The 18,467-nt window shown below is 70.9% G+C and carries 23 protein-coding genes; 8 read left to right on the forward strand and 15 right to left on the reverse strand.

Annotated elements, in window-relative coordinates; all coding sequences use genetic code 11:
- Positions 1 to 21: 21 nt before the first annotated feature.
- Positions 22 to 1,557, forward strand: coding sequence for a hypothetical protein (locus JT362_RS31845; protein ID WP_260195589.1), 1,536 nt, complete (start codon positions 22 to 24; stop codon positions 1,555 to 1,557).
- A 62-nt stretch (positions 1,558 to 1,619) separates the two neighbouring features.
- Here the strand turns inward: JT362_RS31845 and JT362_RS31850 are convergent, their stop codons facing one another.
- Together JT362_RS31850 and JT362_RS31855 are read right to left on the reverse strand one after the other, a co-directional pair.
- On the reverse strand, positions 1,620 to 2,813 hold the full coding sequence (locus tag JT362_RS31850; protein WP_260195590.1) for a helix-turn-helix domain-containing protein: 1,194 nt from the start codon (positions 2,811 to 2,813) through the stop codon (positions 1,620 to 1,622).
- Between the two features lie 6 nt (positions 2,814 to 2,819).
- On the reverse strand, positions 2,820 to 3,257 hold the full coding sequence (locus tag JT362_RS31855) for an NUDIX hydrolase (protein WP_260195591.1): 438 nt from the start codon (positions 3,255 to 3,257) through the stop codon (positions 2,820 to 2,822).
- Between the two features lie 161 nt (positions 3,258 to 3,418).
- Between JT362_RS31855 and JT362_RS31860 the strand changes: the two genes are divergently transcribed.
- The 3 genes from JT362_RS31860 to JT362_RS31870 are packed head-to-tail and all read left to right on the forward strand — an operon-like array spanning position 3,419 to position 5,562.
- The gene (locus tag JT362_RS31860; protein ID WP_260195592.1) at positions 3,419 to 4,201 is read left to right on the forward strand and encodes a TauD/TfdA family dioxygenase; all 783 of its coding nucleotides are present in this window, start codon (positions 3,419 to 3,421) and stop codon (positions 4,199 to 4,201) included.
- Positions 4,198 to 4,653, forward strand: a complete 456-nt coding sequence (locus JT362_RS31865; RefSeq protein WP_260195593.1) for a glycine-rich domain-containing protein — start codon at positions 4,198 to 4,200, stop codon at positions 4,651 to 4,653. Before JT362_RS31860 ends, JT362_RS31865 begins: the two co-directional genes overlap by 4 nt.
- Before the next feature lie 21 nt (positions 4,654 to 4,674).
- Entirely contained in the window at positions 4,675 to 5,562 is an 888-nt protein-coding gene (locus tag JT362_RS31870; protein ID WP_260195594.1) for a phosphotransferase family protein, read from the forward strand.
- Here the strand turns inward: JT362_RS31870 and JT362_RS35505 are convergent.
- Both JT362_RS35505 and JT362_RS35705 read right to left on the reverse strand, forming a co-directional pair.
- Complete coding sequence (locus JT362_RS35505; RefSeq protein WP_311202781.1) at positions 5,460 to 5,801, reverse strand: DUF397 domain-containing protein; 342 nt, start codon at positions 5,799 to 5,801, stop codon at positions 5,460 to 5,462. The two genes, JT362_RS31870 and JT362_RS35505, sit on opposite strands and share 103 nt — an antisense overlap.
- 102 nt (positions 5,802 to 5,903) lie before the next feature.
- Positions 5,904 to 6,239 carry a Scr1 family TA system antitoxin-like transcriptional regulator gene (locus tag JT362_RS35705; RefSeq protein ID WP_446014142.1) on the reverse strand — a complete coding sequence of 112 codons (336 nt, stop codon included), beginning with the start codon at positions 6,237 to 6,239 and terminating at the stop codon, positions 5,904 to 5,906.
- Here JT362_RS35705 and JT362_RS31885 point away from each other — a divergent pair.
- From JT362_RS31885 to JT362_RS31895, 3 genes are all read left to right on the forward strand, one after another.
- Entirely contained in the window at positions 6,130 to 6,438 is a 309-nt protein-coding gene (locus JT362_RS31885) for a hypothetical protein (protein ID WP_260195595.1), read from the forward strand. The two genes, JT362_RS35705 and JT362_RS31885, sit on opposite strands and share 110 nt — an antisense overlap.
- Positions 6,439 to 6,518: 80 nt before the next feature.
- Positions 6,519 to 7,163 carry a ThuA domain-containing protein gene (locus tag JT362_RS31890; RefSeq protein WP_260195596.1) on the forward strand — a complete coding sequence of 215 codons (645 nt, stop codon included), beginning with the start codon at positions 6,519 to 6,521 and terminating at the stop codon, positions 7,161 to 7,163.
- A complete protein-coding gene (locus JT362_RS31895) occupies positions 7,148 to 8,236 on the forward strand; it encodes a Gfo/Idh/MocA family protein (protein WP_260195597.1) in 1,089 nt (362 codons plus the stop codon). Before JT362_RS31890 ends, JT362_RS31895 begins: the two co-directional genes overlap by 16 nt.
- Here JT362_RS31895 and JT362_RS31900 read toward each other — a convergent pair.
- The 3 genes from JT362_RS31900 to JT362_RS31910 form a co-directional block, all read right to left on the reverse strand.
- The gene (locus tag JT362_RS31900; protein ID WP_260195598.1) at positions 8,223 to 9,236 is read right to left on the reverse strand and encodes a hemolysin family protein; all 1,014 of its coding nucleotides are present in this window, start codon (positions 9,234 to 9,236) and stop codon (positions 8,223 to 8,225) included. The genes JT362_RS31895 and JT362_RS31900 overlap by 14 nt on opposite strands.
- The gene (locus JT362_RS31905; protein WP_260195599.1) at positions 9,233 to 10,594 is read right to left on the reverse strand and encodes a hemolysin family protein; all 1,362 of its coding nucleotides are present in this window, start codon (positions 10,592 to 10,594) and stop codon (positions 9,233 to 9,235) included. Before JT362_RS31905 ends, JT362_RS31900 begins: the two co-directional genes overlap by 4 nt.
- 192 nt (positions 10,595 to 10,786) lie before the next feature.
- Entirely contained in the window at positions 10,787 to 11,788 is a 1,002-nt protein-coding gene (locus JT362_RS31910) for an aldo/keto reductase (protein WP_260195600.1), read from the reverse strand.
- Positions 11,789 to 11,862: 74 nt separating this feature from the next.
- Between JT362_RS31910 and JT362_RS31915 the strand changes: the two genes are divergently transcribed.
- Complete coding sequence (locus JT362_RS31915) at positions 11,863 to 12,396, forward strand: GNAT family N-acetyltransferase (RefSeq protein WP_260195601.1); 534 nt, start codon at positions 11,863 to 11,865, stop codon at positions 12,394 to 12,396.
- On the opposite strand, the gene JT362_RS31920 is transcribed toward JT362_RS31915, so the two are convergent.
- Genes JT362_RS31920 through JT362_RS31955 form a run of 8 tightly spaced genes read right to left on the reverse strand, consistent with a single transcriptional unit; the run spans position 12,383 to position 18,454 of the window.
- The gene (locus JT362_RS31920; protein WP_260195602.1) at positions 12,383 to 13,240 is read right to left on the reverse strand and encodes a diacylglycerol/lipid kinase family protein; all 858 of its coding nucleotides are present in this window, start codon (positions 13,238 to 13,240) and stop codon (positions 12,383 to 12,385) included. The two genes, JT362_RS31915 and JT362_RS31920, sit on opposite strands and share 14 nt — an antisense overlap.
- Positions 13,241 to 13,265: 25 nt before the next feature.
- Entirely contained in the window at positions 13,266 to 13,745 is a 480-nt protein-coding gene (locus JT362_RS31925) for a SitI3 family protein (RefSeq protein ID WP_260195603.1), read from the reverse strand.
- Positions 13,746 to 13,778: 33 nt separating this feature from the next.
- Positions 13,779 to 15,077: a CdiA C-terminal domain-containing protein gene (locus tag JT362_RS31930; protein WP_260195604.1), complete on the reverse strand. Its 1,299-nt coding sequence runs from the start codon at positions 15,075 to 15,077 to the stop codon at positions 13,779 to 13,781.
- Complete coding sequence (locus JT362_RS31935) at positions 15,074 to 15,388, reverse strand: type VII secretion target (protein ID WP_260195605.1); 315 nt, start codon at positions 15,386 to 15,388, stop codon at positions 15,074 to 15,076. Before JT362_RS31935 ends, JT362_RS31930 begins: the two co-directional genes overlap by 4 nt.
- A gap of 15 nt (positions 15,389 to 15,403) precedes the next feature.
- Entirely contained in the window at positions 15,404 to 15,871 is a 468-nt protein-coding gene (locus JT362_RS31940; RefSeq protein WP_260195606.1) for a YbaB/EbfC family nucleoid-associated protein, read from the reverse strand.
- 30 nt (positions 15,872 to 15,901) lie between these two features.
- The gene (locus JT362_RS31945; RefSeq protein ID WP_260195607.1) at positions 15,902 to 17,053 is read right to left on the reverse strand and encodes an MFS transporter; all 1,152 of its coding nucleotides are present in this window, start codon (positions 17,051 to 17,053) and stop codon (positions 15,902 to 15,904) included.
- Entirely contained in the window at positions 17,043 to 17,690 is a 648-nt protein-coding gene (locus JT362_RS31950; protein ID WP_260195608.1) for a UbiX family flavin prenyltransferase, read from the reverse strand. Before JT362_RS31950 ends, JT362_RS31945 begins: the two co-directional genes overlap by 11 nt.
- Entirely contained in the window at positions 17,687 to 18,454 is a 768-nt protein-coding gene (locus tag JT362_RS31955; RefSeq protein ID WP_260195609.1) for an IclR family transcriptional regulator, read from the reverse strand. Before JT362_RS31955 ends, JT362_RS31950 begins: the two co-directional genes overlap by 4 nt.
- Positions 18,455 to 18,467 lie beyond the last annotated feature (13 nt).

The raw sequence follows: 18,467 nt of genomic DNA on the forward strand, positions 1-18,467 counted from the left end.
GGTTTCGGCACAGTGGAGCCGATGAGCAACCGGCACCAGCACCTCAACCAGGCCCTGTTGCGCATTCCGAGGCGCGCCGAGAGCGCGGACCGGAACACGCTGGCCGCGACCTACGTGGCCGCCGGTTCGTTCGCCGCGCTGCTGCACTCCAGCGACCACCAGGTCCTCTACGGCCGGCGTGGCACCGGGAAGACCCACGCCCTGCTGCACCTCGCGCACCTGCTGACCGACACCGGCGAGATCCCGGTCTACGTCGACCTGCGCACGATCGGCTCGGCCGGTGGGCTGTACGCCGACAGCTCGCAGTCCGCGGCCGTGCGGGGCACCCACCTGCTCGTGGACGCCCTGGAGGCGGTGCACGACGAGCTGCTGGCCGTGGCCGTCGAGCAGGACGTCGACGACGCCGGCGCGCTGCTCGGGCACCTCGACGCGCTGGCCGAGGCGGCGACCGAGGTGAAGGTGGTCGGCGCGGTCGAGCGGGAGACCACGGTCGGCGGGTCCGCGGAGTCCGGCGGCGACGTGGAGGTCAGCACGACCCCGAAGCTGACCGGAAGCCACCGGCGGTCGGTGACCGCGCAGAGCCGGCTGCTGCACTCCGGGGTGGAGCAGCACCACGTGCTGTTCGGACCGCTCACCAGGGCGCTGCGCGGGGTCACCCGTGCACTCGGCGGAACAAGACTGTGGCTGTTGCTCGACGAGTGGAGCAGCATTCCCCGCGACCTGCAGCCGTTCCTGGCCGACCTGTTGCGGCGCAGCGTGCTGCCGATCGGTGGGATCACCGTGAAGATCGCCGCCATCGAGCGCCGGTCGCGGTTCGCCCGGCCGGCCGGGACCGGTGACTACCTCGGTATCGAGGTCGGCTCGGACGCGGCGTCGGCGGTGAACCTCGACGAGCTGCTGTCGCTGGACCACGGCCGGGCCAAGGCGCGGGCGTTCTTCGGGCAGCTGTTCTACAACCACGTGTGGGTGCGGCTCACCTCGATGATCAAGGATCCGCCCTCGGACCCGGAGAGCTTCGTCGACGAGACGTTCCGCCGCGGCGGCTTCGCCGAACTGGTCCGGGCCGCCGAGGGAGTGCCGAGGGACGCGATCAACATCGCCGCGCTGGCCGCCCAGCACGCACACGACGAGCCGATCTCCGTCGGCGACGTGCGACGCGCGGCGCGCGACTGGTTCCTGCGCGACAAGCAGACCGCGATCGCGTCGAACGAACCGGCGCGGACGCTGTTGCGTGGTTTGGTCGACGAGGTCGTCGGCCACCGCCGGTCCCGCACGTTCGTCGTCGACCAGCTCGCGACCGAACGCTTCGGCACCCTCGAGGACCTACACGACGCGCGCCTGCTGCACCTGCTCCGCCGAGGCATCGCCGACCCGCACCACCCCGGCACCCAGTACGACGGCTTCGCCGTCGACTACGGCTGCTACGTGTCCCTGCTCATCGACGACCCCAAGTTCCACGCCAGAAACCGAGGCGACTGGCTCGACAAGCCGACGGGCGTCCCGCCGGAGAGCTTCAACCTGGCCAGGGCAGCGATCGACCTGGATACCCTGGCCTGACGAGCTTGCCCCAGGAGCGGCGCGGGCGGAGTGCATGTCGAAGATGTTCACCACCTCGCCGTTCAACTCGACCCCGAACCGAGGCGCCGCGGCTTCGAGCCGACACTGAAGCCACACCCGACGTTCAATCGCGCTAGCGAGGCTTGGCCTTCGGCCTTGACCTCGGTGAGGCCGCTCTTGTCGGCCGCGCGGATGACGCGTTGGATCTGCTGGGGTACTCGATGTGCCTCAGCGACGCTGAGTGCGGCGCGGAGAGGCTCTTCGGCAGCGTCGTGGTCGCCGGCGGCGAGGTGGACCTGCCCGGCGGTGACTCGTTCGATGATGTGCCACTGCGGGGCGGCCGGTGCGGCATCCGGCGGGTTGCTCTGCATGATCCGGGCCGCTTCGGTTGCGCGTCCGGTCGAGACGAGACCGCGGAGGTGGATCTCCCGATAGGTGAAGGGGTTGACCAGCATGCCTCGTGCTGGTCCGCGGTCGAGCAGGCAGCGGTAGCGCTCGATCGCGGCGTCGAACAGGGGCGAGTTGCGTTGCTCTCCTGCTGCGCGAGCGAGGAACGCGAGCGCCGTTGCTCGCCCTTCTCGGTCGATGGACAGGGCAGCGGCGCGGCTCAGGCGTGCGATGGCCGCCGGGAGTCTGTTCGCCTTGCGTAGTTCGTTGCCGTGCATCCGCAGCGTGTGGGCGTGGAAGGCCGGGTCGTCGAGGTGTTCGGCGACAGCCAGTGCCTTGCCGGTCCATTTGGCGGCGGCCGCCATGCGCTCCTCGGGGAGGATGGTGCCGAGCGAGACGCCGAGAGCTACGCGCGCGTGGGTGAGCAGGACGAGGGTGTCATGCTCGAGGTGTCCTTCGGCGGCTCGTGCTTCGAGTCGAGCGACCAGGGGCCATAGTTCGTTCACGGCGTCGACGGCGCGGCCGGCTTGTCGGGCGATCTCGGCGAGGCGGATGGTGGAGTCGCCGAACTGGACCATGGCGGCGAAGTCCGCGTCGTCTCCGTCGGTCACGCCGAGCACGTGGGTGGGCAGGCCGAGAGTGTGTGCGATGTAGCGGCGCGTGCCGACGTCGTTGATCAGGCGACGTCCCGTTTCGATCATGGAGATGTACGTCTTGTCGTACCCGAGGCGGTCCGCGAGGACCTGCTGACTGTATCCGTTCAGGCGGCGGTAGGTGCGCAGGATGACGGCCAGGTCGCGACTGGCCAGCGCGGAGGCGGCGTCGCGGGTCGACCATAGCCACAGCGCTGGACCGAGACGACCCCGCATCGTGGTCTACCTGGACGACTGCGCGGCGTTCTCGTCAAGCCGCGCGTACCAGGTCGCGATGGACCGCTTGTAGCCGTCCGGCATGACCAGTGCGGGTACCTCGGCTTCACTGAACAGGCCGATCTCCTTGTGCTCGTGCGAAAGTACCGGTGATGTGTTGCCGAGCGGATGACAGCCGTAGGTCACGATGAACACGTGTTTCTCGGCAACGTTGATGTAGTACATCCAGGTGTCGAGAATAGGTCCCGTCGCGACTTTCCACTGTGTTTCTTCCCAAACTTCCCTGGCGACGCATTCTTCCGGTGTTTCGCCAACCTCGATGCGTCCACCCGGAAGCTCCCATTCCTCACGCTCGTTGCGCAGGAGAAGTACCTTGCCGTCCTGAACCACGACCCCTTTGACCGAGACCGAAAACTTCTGCGGATTGTACGTCTCCTGGCCCACCTGGTGCCTCCTGTCACCTCGACGCTCTCCGGGCACGGTAGCGCATGGGACGGCGGTTGCCCGCGTTCGCGGTGTTGACAATCTGTCACTGGACGCCGCCGGCACCGAGGCATTTCCTGGATGACGAACGTGACAGACCACCCTCTCGGAGGTCATACGGGATGACGCCCACCTCGTGGACGAAGTACCGAGCGAACTGGAACGAGGGCAGCGATGCGGCCGCCGAGCTCGTACCGGCGCTGGCCGAGCACGGCATCGTCCTGCTCGACGGTCTTCACGGCCCACACGACCTGCTGCAACTGGCCCGCGCGGTCGCCGAGATCGTGCCTCACCGAGACAGTGACGCCGCAGGAATCACCACCATCGCCGACATGGGTGGCCACGTGCGCAGCGGCTTCGCCGGCTTCACCGCACGCGCGCTCCAGCCACACACGGACCGATCCGGCGTGGCAGATCCTCCTGCCCTGCTCATGATGTCGTGTGGGCAGCCCGCGGCCAGCGGCGGGGAGTGCGTTGTCATCGACGGGAAACTCGTGTACGACGACCTCGCCGAATTCGACACGGAGGCACTGACGGCATTGTGCACAGCGCGATCCGTCCTGTTCGGCGGCGCGGCGGGCCACCTCGGTTCGGTCTTCACTCGAATCGGGGATCACATAGCGGTGCGTCTCCGACTGGACGAACTCGCGCAGTTCTCACCAGAAGTCGCCCGTCGGCTTCCCACCTTACGCGCCGCGTTGGATCGACACGCCACAACATTCCGCCTTGACGCGGGCCATGGCTACATCCTCGACAACTACCGTTGGATACATGGCAGGCGAGCCTTCACCGGCGAGCGCGTGATGTTCCGCATCGCCGGAAACCCCCTGCCGAATCTTGGCCTGACAGCAGGTTTTCGGCCACACCACACGAACAAGCGAGAACAGGAAGGGCAAATAGCATGACCGCAGTCGTTTCGGGCCCGAAGACAGGACGCGCGCTCGTTCCCACGGGCCTGTTCACCAAGCTGGCCCAGCGCGTCGCCACGGACGAGCGGGTCGACAAGAACCATGCCGACCGGGTCGTGGACCAGACACTCGCGTTCCTCGGGACGTGTGCGGTGTCCGACCTCGTGCTCGCGCCGAGCGCCGCCGTCGATCCGGGCTGGCACGCGTTCATCCTCCACACCCAGGAGTACGCGGCCTTCTGTTCCCTGGTAGGCGGGCGTTTCCTCCACCACGTGCCGACCGATGACGCGGACCCAACCCTCCATGGAGCGGCCGCGAGGGCCGTGATCGAGCGAACCGTGGCCGAGATTCGGCGTGCTAGGTTCGAAGTGGACGAGGACCTGTGGAAGCCTTCGGTCGTCGACTGCAGCCAGTGCTACCAAGGCTGTTCGGACTCCCCACGCCCCTGAGGCAGAGAGAGGTACGGGCCGGTGCACCGCCACGACTGGCGAGAGCTGCCCGCCAGCGTGCGCGCAGCCGTGCGCGAGCACTGCGGAGACGTCGTCGACACACGCACACCGGACGCGGGCCGCAACTCCCACTTCGCCGCGACCCTGCACCTGGCGACCGGTGGCACCGTGTTCTGCAAGGGCGTGCGGGTCGACAGCAACGCGGCCCGGACGCATCGGCGAGAGGCTCACGTCAACCGGGCCATCCACACGGCGTTCGCGCCGCGTCTGCTGTGGCGGATCGAAACCGACGGATGGCTGATGCTGGGTTTCGAGCACGTCACCGGCCGACACCCCAGCCTCACTCCGGGCTCCGCTGACCTGCCCGTCATCGCCGAGACCCTGTCATCCCTGGCGCGGGACCTGACCCCGAACCCGGTCGACGACATCCCCAGCCTCAGCCACAAGTGGGCTCGTGCCAAACCATGGCACCGGCTCCGCGACGACCCAGCGCCCGGACTCGACGAGTGGACCCGAGCCCGCCTGAACCGGTTCGCGGCACTGGAGCCCGTCGCCGCGGAGCTGGTGACCGGCCACACGCTCACGCACACCGACGTGCACGAACTCAACCTACTCGTCGACGACCGGTCGGCACACCTCGTCGACTGGGCATGGGCGCACCACGCCGCCGCGTGGGTGGACACCGCGTTCCTCCTGATCCGGCTGATCCAGCACGGGCACACCCCGGCCGAGGCCGAATCGTGGGCAACCACCGTCGACAGTTGGCGCGCGGCGCCAAGCGCCGTCGACGCGTTCGCGATCCAGATCTACGGCATGTGGGAACACCTACGCCACACCGATCCACGCCCGATCCGAGAAGCACCGACCAGAGCCGCCAGACGCTGGGCGATGCACAGGTCAGGCGAATAGACCTGAGCTGGCGCTCCCGCACGTCGTCTTGCCGCCGGGTTACTCGGCACGTCAGCCGAGGTTGAGCCGTCCAGCCTGGATGGGGTAACGAACCCACGGAGGTCAACACGCAGGGCCGGTCCCTCGGCGTTCTTCGAGTCACGGAGAGCCGCGAGGTCGTTCCACACCTCGACGCAACTGGTGCCGTTGCTGCTGAAGCTCGACGTCCGCCACCGAGGGGGACGCGGTGCGGTACCCATGGGGTCGTTCCTTCCAAGATCAGTCGAACGCCGCCAGCCGCGCCGTGATCGCCTCGACCGGCTGCTGCCGCGGCAGCGCTACGGAGCGCAGGAGTTCCGCGCTCATAGTGCGCTTCTCCACCTGATGCTGATCTTGAATGTCAACCGAATCGTCGGGGATCTCGACGTAGCCAATCGACTGCGCCTGCTTGTGGCCCTCCGCGTCGAGGAAGTGCAGTACGTCGAACCGGCCCTCCAGACCGTCGTGGCGCCCGACGGCGGTCGGCAGGACCAGAATCTCGACATGTCACGCTCGGCCAGGTCAACCAGGTGACGGAGTTGGCCGCCCATGACGACCGAGGCGTTGTCGCCACCGATCGGGCGATCGAGGATCGTCTCTTCGATCATGGCTGTGAGCTGGAGCGGATTGTCCTCGGAACACCCGCTGTTGCGCTCCATGCGCAGGCCGACCAACCGTTCGTGCTGGTCCGGTCGCACGCGGGCGCTCGGAGCGGTGACACCGGCCGTTCCAGACAGTTGCCCGATACGCGGCGAGTTCGTCGACCTGCCGCACCTGGACGACGAGCCGACCATCCGGGTCACTCGCGCGATCGCGTCCAGCTGCGGTTCGCCGACCCTGACGGCGGAGCCAGTATGAGCCGGCGTCAGAGCCGCGTTTCCTCGATCAACACCGCCGCATGCGAGTGATGCGGCGATCTTTCGAACTACCCTGGGCGAATGAACGCAGTGAACAAGCGCGCCCTGTTCGTGCGGGGAGGCTGGCCGGGTCACGAACCCGTGGCCGCCACCGACCGCTATGCCGCCCGGCTGACCGGGTATGAGGTGTCCATTTCGGACTCATTGGACGTCTACCTGGACGATCTGTCCGGTTTCGACCTGATCGTGCAGTGTTGGTCGATGGGGCAGGCCACCGAGGCGCAGGTCGCCGGGTTGAGCGCCGCGGTGCGCGCGGGTACCGGGTTCGCGGGCTGGCACGGCGGGATCGTCGACGCCTTTCGCGACCGGCCCGGCTACCACCTGCTGACCGGCGGGCAGTTCGTCCACCACGCCAAGGAGTTCACGCGGTACGACGTGCGCGTGGTCGCCGAGCACCCGATCGTCGACGGGATCGGCACCTTCGAGGTGCACAGCGAGCAGTACTACGTGCACGCCGACCCGGGCAACGAGGTGCTCGCGGTCACCGACTACAACGACGACCCCGACCTGCCCTGGATCGGCCACCCGACGATGCCGGTGACGTGGGTCCGGCGGCACGGCGCGGGCCGGGTGTTCGTCACGACCGTCGGGCACCGCCTCGCCGACCTCGAGGTTCCCGAGGTCGACACGATGATCATGAGGGGGCTCGCGTGGGCGACGCGTTGAGGATCGGTGTCATCGGCGCCGGCAACATCATCGGGCAGTACCTCGACACGCTCCCCCGGCTGCCGGGTGTGCGGATCACGGCGGTCGCCGACCTCGATCCGGCCCGGGCCGCGGCGGTCGCCGACGCGCACGACGGCGTTCGGGCCACCGACCCCGCCGACCTGTGCACGGCCGAGGACGTCGACCTGGTGCTGAACCTGACCGTGCCGGCCGCGCACGCGGACGTGGCGTTGGCCGCGATCGCCGGTGGCAAGCACGTCTACACCGAGAAGCCGCTCGCACTCACCACCGGCGCCGCGCGTGAGGTGCTCGACGCCGCCGCCCGCGCGGGCGTGCGGGTGGGGTGCGCGCCGGACACCGTGCTCGGCACCGGAACCCAGACCGCGCGCCGCTGCGTCGACGACGGGCGGATCGGGCGGCCGGTCGCCGCGACCGCGTTCCTCACCTCGTCCGGGCCGGAGCGCTGGCACCCGTCGCCGGAGTTCTTCTACCGCACCGGGGGCGGGCCGCTGTTCGACATGGGGCCGTACTACCTGACGGCGCTGGTCACCCTGCTCGGGCCGGTGGCGCGGGTGTCGGGGATGGCCGCGACGCCGCGCGCGACCCGGGTCGTGGGCAGCGGACCGCTTCAGGGCACCGAGGTGCCGGTCGAGGTGGCGACGCACGTGACCGGGCTGCTGGAACACGAGTCGGGCGCGCTGTCGACGCTGGTGATGAGCTTCGACGTGTGGGCGGCGCAGCTGCCGAGGATCGAGGTGTACGGCACCGAGGGGTCGGTGTCGGTGCCGGACCCGAACGGGTTCGGCGGCGAGGTCCGGCTGTTCACTTCGGTCAGTCCGCAGTGGACGGACGTCGCGGTGTCCTCTGGTCATCGCGATGCGGGGCGCGGGATCGGGGTCGCCGACCTGGCCGGCGCGCTCGTCGACGGCGGCACGCACCGCGCCTCCGGCGAGCTGGCCCACCACGTGCTGGACGTGATGGAGTCGCTGCTGCGGGCGGCGGACTCCGGCCGGGCCGAGGAGGTCACGAGTACCTGTCCCCGGCCCGCGCCGGTGCCGCTCAGCTCGGACTGACCCCCGCCGACGGCAGCAGCTGGTCGAGCAGGTCGTGCAGGGTGACCAGACCGGCCAGCTCGCCGCCGGCGTAGACCAGCGCGAGGTGGTTGCTGCGATCCCGCATCGTGGTGAGCGCGGTGTGCGCTGGCGTGTCGTCCGGGATGGTGAGCACCGGGTGCATCAGCTCGCCCGCGGTGCGGGTGCCGGTGAGCGCGTCCCGCACGTGCACCACACCCCGGGGTTCGCCGTCCCACACCACGAACCGCAGGTGCCCGCTCTCCCTGGCCGCCGCGCGGACGGCCTCCGCGCCGTCGGTCGGGGCGACGGTGACCAGCTCGCCGCGCGGCCGCATGATCTCCCGCACCGGGCGGGTGTGCAGGTCGAGCGCGGTGGCGAGCTGGTCGTGCCGGCGCTCGTCGAGCGCGCCGACCTCGCTGGAGTGGTCGAGCAGCTGACGCAGGTCCTCCGGCGTGTGTCCGCTGTCCAGCTCGTCCACCGGCTGCACGCCGACCAGGCGTAGGCAGCGGTTCGCCAGCCCGTTGAGCGCGACCAGCGCCGGGCGGGTGAGCCACATGAACGCGCGCATCGGGATCGCGAGCAGGGTGGCGGAGCGCTCCGGGTGCGCGATCGCCCACGACTTGGGGGCCATCTCGCCGACCACCAGGTGGATGAACGTCACGATGATGAGCGAGAGCACGAACGCGATCACGTCGGCACTCGCCGCCGGGAGACCCCAGGACGACATCAGCGGCGTCATCATGTGGTGCACGCTGGGTTTGGTGACCGCGCCGAGCACCAGCGTGCACAGCGTGATGCCGAGCTGGGAACCGGCGAGCAGCATGGACAGGTCACGGGCACTGCGCAGCGCCGCGCGGGCGGAGACGCTGTGCTCCGCGTCCTCGGCGAGCCGGTGCCCACGCGCGGCGACCAGCGCGAACTCGATCGCCACGAAGAACGCCGACAACGCCACGACCAGCACCGTGATCACAATGGCGACCAGCGGACTCAGTTCACTCATCTGGCCACCTCCGCGTCGTGGCGGACCAGGCGGACGGTGTCCGGGACGCGCCGGACGACCGTGCGGACCTCGACGGTCAGCCTGGTCGGGGAGTCCTCCGCGGCGCCTGGTTCGGACGGGAGGTCGACGGTGACCTTGTCGCCCGGCGCGGGGAGGCGTTGCAGCTCGGTGAGCACCAGGCCGGCGACGGTCTGGTAGTCACCGGCCGGGAGGTCGTGGCCGAGCAGGCGTTCCGCCTCGTCGATGTGCATGGTGCCGGGCACGAGCCAGCCGCCCTCCTCGCCGGGGCTGGCGCGGTCGGCGCCGAGCGGGTCGTGCTCGTCGGTGATTTCGCCGACCAGTTCCTCGGCGATGTCCTCACTGGTGACCACGCCGGCGAGGCCGCCGTACTCGTCGACGACGCAGGCGAACTCCTCGCCCGCGTCGCGCAGCTGGTCGAGCACCGTGGTCAGCGACAGCGACGCCGGCACCATCACCGGCCGGCGCGCGATCTCCGCGACCGTGGTGGTGTCCAGCCGGTCCTCGCCGAGCGCGAGCACCTCGCGCAGGCACACCACGCCGACGACGTCGTCCACGTCGCCGCCGAGTACCGGCAGTCGCGAGTGGCCGGACGCCATCAGCGCGACCGCCTCGCGCACCGGCTCGCCAGCACCGATCGTGGTGACCCTGGGGCGCGGGATCATCGCGTGCTCGGCGGTGCTCTCCTGGAAGTCCAGCACGCGGTCCAGCAGCGCCGACAGCTCCGCCGGCAGGTCGCCGCGGTCCCGGGACTGCGCCACGATGTGCTCGAGGTCGCGCGGGGTGGCGGCGTGCTCGACGTCGTGCACCGGCTCGATCCGGATCGCGCGCAGCAGCAGCTCGGCGGCCCGGTCGAACAGCCAGATGAGCCAGCCGAACAGGCTCAGGTAGATCCCGGTCGACCGGGCGAGGCGCAGCGCGACCGGCTCCGGGCGGGCGATGGCGAGGTTCTTCGGGAACAGCTCGCCGAACACCATCTGCACCACGGTGGACAGCAGCAGCGCGAACACGGTTCCGATGGCGACGCCGACCCCGGTCGGCACACCGACGCCGCCGAACAGCACTCCGATGCCGTGGCCGATCAGCGGCTCGGCGACGTAGCCGACGAGCAGACCGGTGACGGTGATGCCGAGCTGGGCTCCGGAGAGCATGAACGAGGTACGGCTGGTGATCTTCAGCGCACGCGCGGCGCCGGCGTCACCGGCCGCGGCCCTGGCCTTCAGCCGCGACCTGTCGACGGCCATGTACCCGAACTCCTGCGCGACGAAGTACCCCGTCAGCACGGAGAGCAGGACGACGACGACCACTCCGAGCAACACACCGAGCAGGCTGGCGATCACGTGCCCACCGCCTCGGAGTGTTCATCGGCGGGCACGTGTCTAGGGCAGGGCGGATCTGGATCTGGGGCGCAGCGTCCACTGTCGCTCGAGGGGACGCTGTCGGTACTTCGATAGGGGTCCATGATCCTCTCACCCGCGCACTGTCCGGATACGTGTCCCCAAAATACCAGCACACCCGTCCCCGTCGAGTGGCTAACGTGTCCTCTCGCTGTCCAGTTGGGCCATCATCGGCGCCCGGTACCGGTCGCCGGCCGCCGCGTCCTTGGGCACCGCGCGCTCGATCGCGGCCAGGTCGTCCGCGCCGAGGTGGACCGCCGCGGCGCCGAGCGACTCCGCCAGCCGCTCCCGGGTGCGCGCGCCGACCAGCGGCACGATGTCCGCGCCCCGCTGGGCGACCCACGCCACCGCGACCTGCGCGATGGTCGCGCCCTTGGCCTCGGCGACCGCGCGCAGCGACTCGACCAGCGCCAGGTTCCGTTCGACGTTGCCCTCCTGGAACCTCGGGTTGCTCGCCCGGAAGTCGGTCGCGGTCAGCTCGCGCGACGGGTCCCAGTGCCCGCTGAGCAGGCCGCGGGAGAGCACCCCGTACGCGGTGACCCCGATCCCCAGCTCCCGCGCCACCGGCAGGATCTCCGCCTCGATCCCCCGGGACAGCAGGGAGTACTCGATCTGCAGGTCGACGATCGGGTGCACGGCGGCGGCCCGGCGCATGGTCTCGGCGCCGACCTCGGACAGGCCGATGTGGCGGATGTGGCCTGCCTCGACCAGCTCGGCGAGCGCGCCGACGGTGTCCTCGATCGGCACGTCCGGGTCCAGCCGCGCCGGCCGGTACACGTCGATGTGGTCGGTGCCGAGCCGGCGCAGGCTGTAGGCGGCGAAGGTCTTCACCGCGGCCGGCCGCGCGTCGTGGCCGAGCCAGCTGCCGTCGGGGCCGCGCAGGGCGCCGAACTTGACGCTGATCACCACCCGGTCGCGGTCGACGCCGCGCAGGGCGTCGCGGAGCAGCAGCTCGTTGGTGCCCATGCCGTAGAAGTCGCCGGTGTCGAGCAGGGTCACGCCTGCCTCGACGGCGGCGTGGATGGTGGCCACGGACTCGGCCTCGTCGGCCGGGCCGTAGAGGTCGGACATGCCCATCAGTCCGAGACCGATCTCCGAGACGGTCGGACCGGTGGACCCGAGCTGGCGCGTGCGCATGGAACTCCTCGATGTTTCCGTTGATACCAGTTTAAGAGTATCACTGATATCCGCCGCGCGAGTAATCTGCACGCATGGGCGTACTCACCACCGAGCGGCTCGTCGTGCGCGAGTGGGAGCTCGACGACGCGGATGCCGCGCTGGAGATCTACGGCGTCGACAAGGTCACCCGGTGGCTGACGCCGGCCATGGGCCAGATCGCCGACACCGACGCGATGCGCCTGCTGTTACAGGCGTGGATCGAGGACCAGCCGAACATGCTGCCGCCACGCGGCCGCTGGGCCATCCAGCGCCGCGACACCGACGAGGTCATCGGGGGGCTCGGCATCCGGCTGCTGCCGCCGTACGAGGAGGACCTCGAACTCAGCTGGCAGCTGCGCCCCGAGGCCTGGGGCCACGGCTACGCCGCGGAGGCCGGGGCCGCGCTGATCAGCTGGGCGTTCACCCAGGAGATCGACGAGCTGTTCGCGGTCGCGCGCCCGTCCAACACCCGCGCCATCGGCACCGCCAAGCGCCTGGGCATGACCTGGGTGGGCGAGACCGACAAGTACTACAACCTGCGCCTGCAGGTCTTCCGGATCCGGCCGAGCGACCTCATCGACGGCTAGGCACGACCACGTCCACGCCGCCGTCCAGCAGGGTGAACCGCGCCGGGTCGAGGTGGCGCAGCTCGCCGTCCACGTTGAACTCCCGCCGTGCCGGCAGCTCGACCTCGATCTCCGCGCCCCGGTGGTGCGGCACGTCGTCGAGGTGGGTCAGCATGCCGCGCCGCATGTGGTAGCCGATCCGGACCAGCTTGAGCCGCGACCCGGCCGGCACGACCGCCACGTCGAGCCGGTGGTCGTCGCGGCGGGTGCCGCCGATGTTGGAGCCGCCGCCGAACGCGCCGGTGACCGCGACCACCACCTGCCAGGCGTCACCGGTGAACACGGTCTCGCCGTCCCGGCGGACCCGGCAGCGCAGGTGCGGCGCGGTCACCCCGGCCCGCACCGCGCCGACGGCGTAGGCGAGCGCGCCGAGCCGGGCCTTGTGCGGGGTGGCCAGCCGGTTCGCCACCGCCGACAGGCCGGCCGCCGCCGCGTTCACGAACGGGAGGTCGCCGACGAGCCCGACCTCGCGGTGCTCCACCTCGGCGTCCTTGTCGGCGGCGAGCAGGCACGCGGTCGCCAGCTCGCGCGGCAGCCCGAGCGCGGTCGCGAAGTCGTTCGCGGTCCCGGTGGGCAGTACCGCGAGCGGCAGCCCGGCCCGGTTCGCCGCCCGCGCGGCCACGCCGATCGACCCGTCCCCACCGGCGACGACGATCCGGTCGAGGCCGGCCGGCAGCGGACCGTCCACCTCGTCCAGCGGAACGACGGTGACGTCCGCGCCGTAGTCCTCGAGATGCCGGCGGACCACGGCGGTGTCGGTCCGGCCGCTGCCGGAGAGCTGGTTCGCGACCAGGGCGATGCGCACCGGCCGATTCTGCCCTGCCGCCCGCTCAGCTCTCGGCAAAGGTGTGCGTGGCGCGCCGGTACGGCTGGGACAGCGCCGCCCGCCGGTGCGCCGGCCACAGGTCGTCCTGCTCGTTCAGGGTCAGCTCGCCGCCGCGGCGCAACAGCCAGATGTCCTCGAACTCGCGGTGCAGCACGGCGTCGCCCGGCACGCGCTCGAACAGGCCGGAGACCAGGCGGGCGATGTCGTCCTGCTGGTAGTCGACCTCGCCCTCCTTGTCCAGGCGGAACGCCACCGACACCGTGGGCGTGAAGCCGAGGTCGTTGCGCACCGGGTCCCACGGGCGGGACTTCGCCTCGGTCACCCGGATCCAGGTGCCGAGGCCGGAGGTCGCGCCGTCGAGCAGGGCCTCCGGGGTGGTCGACTCGTCGAGCGCGCCCAGGCGGCGGCCGACCGCGTGCAGCTCCCCCGCGATCTGGTCGGCGGGCACCGGACAGGCCAGGGCCAGGCTGTAGGTGATGGCCATGTGTTCCTCGGCTCGTGGATCGGGCTCGGCGAATCAGGGATAGAAGTTAAGCACGTTGCCGTCGGCGTCGATGACGATGACCTCCTTGAGGCCCTCGATCGGCCAGTCGCGCAACTGGTTGCGCATCGCGTCCAGGCTTACCGAGCTGTCGGTGAGGTTCAGCACGACGCGCTCGGTCTGTCCGGCGTCGATCTTCTCCTGGATGTTCGCGGCGATGTTGCGGGCGTTGCCCGAGCTCGGCGCGTAGTTGTCGAAGATCTGGCCCTCGATGCGGTAGTCGGGGTTCTTGTCGCCCTCGACGGTCGGGTTCTGCTCGACGTCGTAGCCCTGCTGGGCCAGGGTCTGCGCGGACTCGTTCTCCCGCTCCAGCGAGCGCCGGGTCGCCGCGTCGTCGTTGTCGCGGATCCGGGTCGGGTGGCCGCCCGGTTCCGCGTTCGGGTCGGGGTCTCGGGAAGGCTGGGTGTGGTCGCCGTCGCCGCCGGTGCCGGGCGGGTCGTCCGGGTCGTCCGGCGGGTCGTCGCCACCCCCGTTCGGGTCGTTGGGATTGTCCGGGTCGTTCGGCGTGTCGCCGCGGCCGGTCAGCTCGTCGAGCTTGCGCTGGATCTGCCGGAACAGGTCGCCGAGCCGGCGCAGCAGCGGGATCAGGTTCTGAATGGTGCGCACGAGCTGCTTGACGACCTGCGCGATCCGCCCGGCCCACTTCGCCGCCGCGGTCGCGGCCTGCGCGGCGGCGGCCGGCGCGCCGACGATCGTGAGCGCCTCGGCCGCCCACACGACGAGCCGGCCGACGAGGTCGGCGATCAGGTCGCGCACGGTCTCCCGGACGACGCCGACCACGACGCCGGCCATCTCGACCGCGCTGCCCAGTCCGTTGGCCGCCTCGGACGCGGCACCGACCAGCTCGCCGGTGTTCCGCGCGCGGCCGCGGTAGGAGTCGCCCGCGGTGCCGGTCCAGCCGCTGGTGTCGGTGCCGACGTCGCGGTCGTAGTCCGCGCGGACCTCGCCGACCTCGGTGGCGATGTTGCGCCAGGTCTGGGCGTGCGCGGCGACCGCGTCGGCGTTGCCGGCCAGCTTGTCGAGCATGTCCTGCAGCGGGCCGACGTGCTCGATGATGAACGACACCAGGTTGGAGGCGACCGAGCCGATCGGGTCCATCGCGATCGACAGCGCTTCGAGCCCCGTGGTCAGCCCGCCGAGCCCGATGTCCACCCAGTCGCCGCTCTCGATGCCGGAGACCAGGTCGGACACCGACTCGGCGATCCCGATGCCGGTGTACCACTCGGTGGAGTCCTGCTCCGGCGCCACCAGGTCGTCGGTCGTCGGCGGGGTCATCGCATACCGTCCTCGGTGGCGCGGAACCCGTCGGCGTGGTTCTCGTCGCGGCGCTCGTAGTCGTCGGCGGACTCGCGCAGGCTCTCCGCGACACCGGTGAAGCCGTCCTGCCCGGCGGTCAGAGCGTCAGCCGCCTGCTGCTCCAGCGGGTTGATCACCGGTGGGAGGAACTGGCAGATGATGCCGTACGCGTCGTCGGGCATCACCTGGTTGGCGGCGTCCCGCGCGGTGCCCATGCGGCCGGCGAGGCCGTCGACCTTCCCCGCGTGGGTTCGCAGTTCGTCCGCGAGTACCTCGTAGCCGTCCGGCATGCGCCCCACACCCCGTCAGTCGTAGATCGTGCCACCCTCGAAGTCGTCTCCACTACGCGGACGACGTGCGGGGGTCTCCGGTTCCGTGCTCTCCGGAAAACGTTCCCGGTAGTGACCGACGATCCGCTCGGCGCTGTCGCCGGCGGCCGGGCCGAGGGTCTCGCCGGCGGCCTGGCGCACCTCGCCGACGATCTGGCCGCGGGCGGACCCGACGGCCGCCATCAGCTGGCGGCGCAGTTCGTCGGCCGTGGTGTGCGAGACCCGGTCGGTGAACACGACGTCGACGAGCGCGCCGTTGGCGTCCACCGTGGCGGTGACCACGCCGCTGGGGCTCGTCGCGCTGACCCGCACGGCCTCGACGCGGTTCGCGAGTTCCTGGTACCGCTCCGCGTTGCGCTCCAGCCCGGCGACCCACTCGTCGAGCCCGCGCTCGATGTCCTGCGGGTCGCCGCGGAACAGGTCGTTCGGAATGCCTTCGGTCATCACGCCTCCCGGTTTCGCCTGCGGTACAGGCTATCCGCGAACGGCGTAGCGGCGGCGGCCGAGCGTGGCGACCACGGTCAGCGGCACCGCGGCCGCCAGCGTGATCATGAACACCTGCCGGAAGTCGCCCGCGTCGACCATCGGGCCGAAGAGCGCGGCGCCGACCGCGCTGCCGGTGAACAGCATGGTGGCGAACAGCGACACCGCGGTGGCGCGGGCGTTCGGGGCCATGTCGGTCGCCCAGGTCTGCAGGGTGGAGTGCATGAACGCCCAGCCGGCGCCGAGCAGAACCGTTCCGGCGACCACCGGCACGGCGGCATGGGTGACGGTCAGCAGTACGTAGGCCAGCACCGCGAGCGTGCCGCCGACCAGGATCAGCATGGCCGGCGCGAGGGTCCGGGTGAACGCCTTCACCACCCGCGCGAACACCAGCACCGCCGCCCCGTACGCGGTGACCAGCAACCCGGACACGGTCACCGACAGGCCGCTCGCGTGCAGCACCGCCGGGAAGAACGTCAGCGGGCCGAGCAGCACCAGGCCCTCGGTCAGCGCCAGTAGCAGCACCAGCAGCGCCGGGCCGTTGCCCAGGACCGAGCGCAGCGACGCCAGTATCGGCGGGCGTCCGGTCGTGACCGCGGGTTCGGGCAGCCGGCGCATCACCACGGCCAGCACGGCCGCCGCCACCGCGGTCAGCGCGAACGCGACCCGCCAGGAGGTGAAGTCGGCGAGCGCGCCGGCACCGGCGGTGGCCAGCGACATGCCGACGGCGGTGCTGGTCATCAGGTCGGTGAGCGGCGCCTGGCGGACCTTCACCGGCACCGTGTCGCCGATGTAGACCAGCGCGCTCGGGATCGCGGCGGCGAAGCAGGCGCCGGTCAGCCCGCGCGCCACGACCAGCCAGCCGACGCCGGGCACCGCCGCCGACGCGAGGCCGAACACCGCGGCGGCCGCGAGCGCGAGGCGCATGGTGCGGACCCGGCCGAGCCGGTCGGAGACCATCGCCCAGCAGATCTGGGCGAAGCCGTAGCACAGGAAGTAGGTCGCGGCCGCGCGGCTGACGTCCTCGACCGAGCCGTCCAGCTCGCCGGCGATCACCACCAGCATCGGCGCGATCATCAGCCGGTCGAACGAACTGGTGAACGCCCCGGCCTGCAACAGCCGCAGCGAGGTGCTACTCGACACGTACTCCCCACTCCACACCGGACCGGGCCGCACCCAAGGTACCCGTCCAACGCAGGTAGAGGTCATGGTCGACGTCACACTGGTCGAGCACCCGGCCGGCCATGAAGTCGACCAGGGCCGCCACGTCCCGCGCACCGGCGTAGAACGCGGGGCTGGCCGGCATGATCACCGCGCCCTCCGCGGCCAGCGTGCGCAGGTTGTCCAAGGTGGACACGCGCAGCGGGGTCTCGCGCAGCACCACGACGAGCTTGCGGCCCTCCTTGAGGGTGACGTCCGCTGCCCGCTGCACCAGGTTGTGCGTGACCCCGGTGGCGACCGCGGCGACGGTCGCGGTGGTCGCCGGCACGATGATCATGCCCCTGGTCCGGTACGAGCCGGACGACGGTCCGGCCGCGAGGTCGCCGACCGGCCAGTACCGCACGTCGGCGACGTCCCGCTCCAGCCACCCGGACAGGTCCTCCCGCCAGTGCCGGTCCCGCACCGAGTGCCCGGTCTCGTCCAGCAGGGTGAGCCGGGCCGCCTGGCTGACCATCACGTCCACCGGCTCGCCGGCGTCGATCAGCCCGCGCAGCACCGACGCCGCGTACGGGGTGCCGCTCGCGCCGGTGATGCCGACCAGCCAGGGGCGCCTGTTCATGTGGGTTTCCGTCCGCCGGTCCTGGCCGTGATCCGCTCGGCGCAGGCGCTGACCTGCGCGCCGATCCTGGCCACGTTGTCCTCGTGCAACTCGGTGAAGAACGCCAGCGAGCACACCACCCGGGCGACCTGCCCGCGCCGGTCGAACACCGGGGCGGCGACCCCGCTCTGCGCCATGTCGTACTGCTGGATGCTGGTGGAGTAGCCGCGTTCCCTGGTCTCCGCCAGCGCGGCGTGCAGCGCGTCTCTGTCCACAATGGTGTGCGGGGTGAACTGCTTGAGCCCCAACCGGTCCACCCACTCGTCGACCGTCGAGCGGGGCTGCCAGGCGTGGTAGGCCTGCATGATCGCGGGCGCGGAGAACGGGAAGCCCTCCCCGACGCCGACGGTCACCCGCACGCCGATGGACCGCTCGGCCTTGACGGTGACCACGTACCCGCCGGCGCCGTCCGGCTCGGCGACGAACACCACGAACCCGAGCCGGCGGGCCAGCTCGTCGATCTCCTGCTGGGCGACGGTGGCGGTCATGTCGTCGGTGACGCCGGTGAGGGTGAGCAGCTTCGGGCCGAGCGTCCAGCCGGAGCGCTCGCCGGTGGAGGACACCCACCCGGAGCGTTGCAGCGTGGCGAGGATGTTGTAGCAGGTGCTGCGGTTGAGCCCGAGCTCGCCGACGAGGTCCTTGGGCGCCACCGGGTGCGGCCACTCGGCCGCCAGGCGCTCCAGGATCCGCACCGCCGACGACACCGCCGGCACGTCGCTCGCCACCGTCTTTTCCCCC

This window comes from Actinophytocola gossypii (assembly GCF_025165815.1).
In the GTDB taxonomy this organism is placed as follows: Bacteria; Actinomycetota; Actinomycetes; order Mycobacteriales; family Pseudonocardiaceae; genus Actinophytocola; species Actinophytocola gossypii.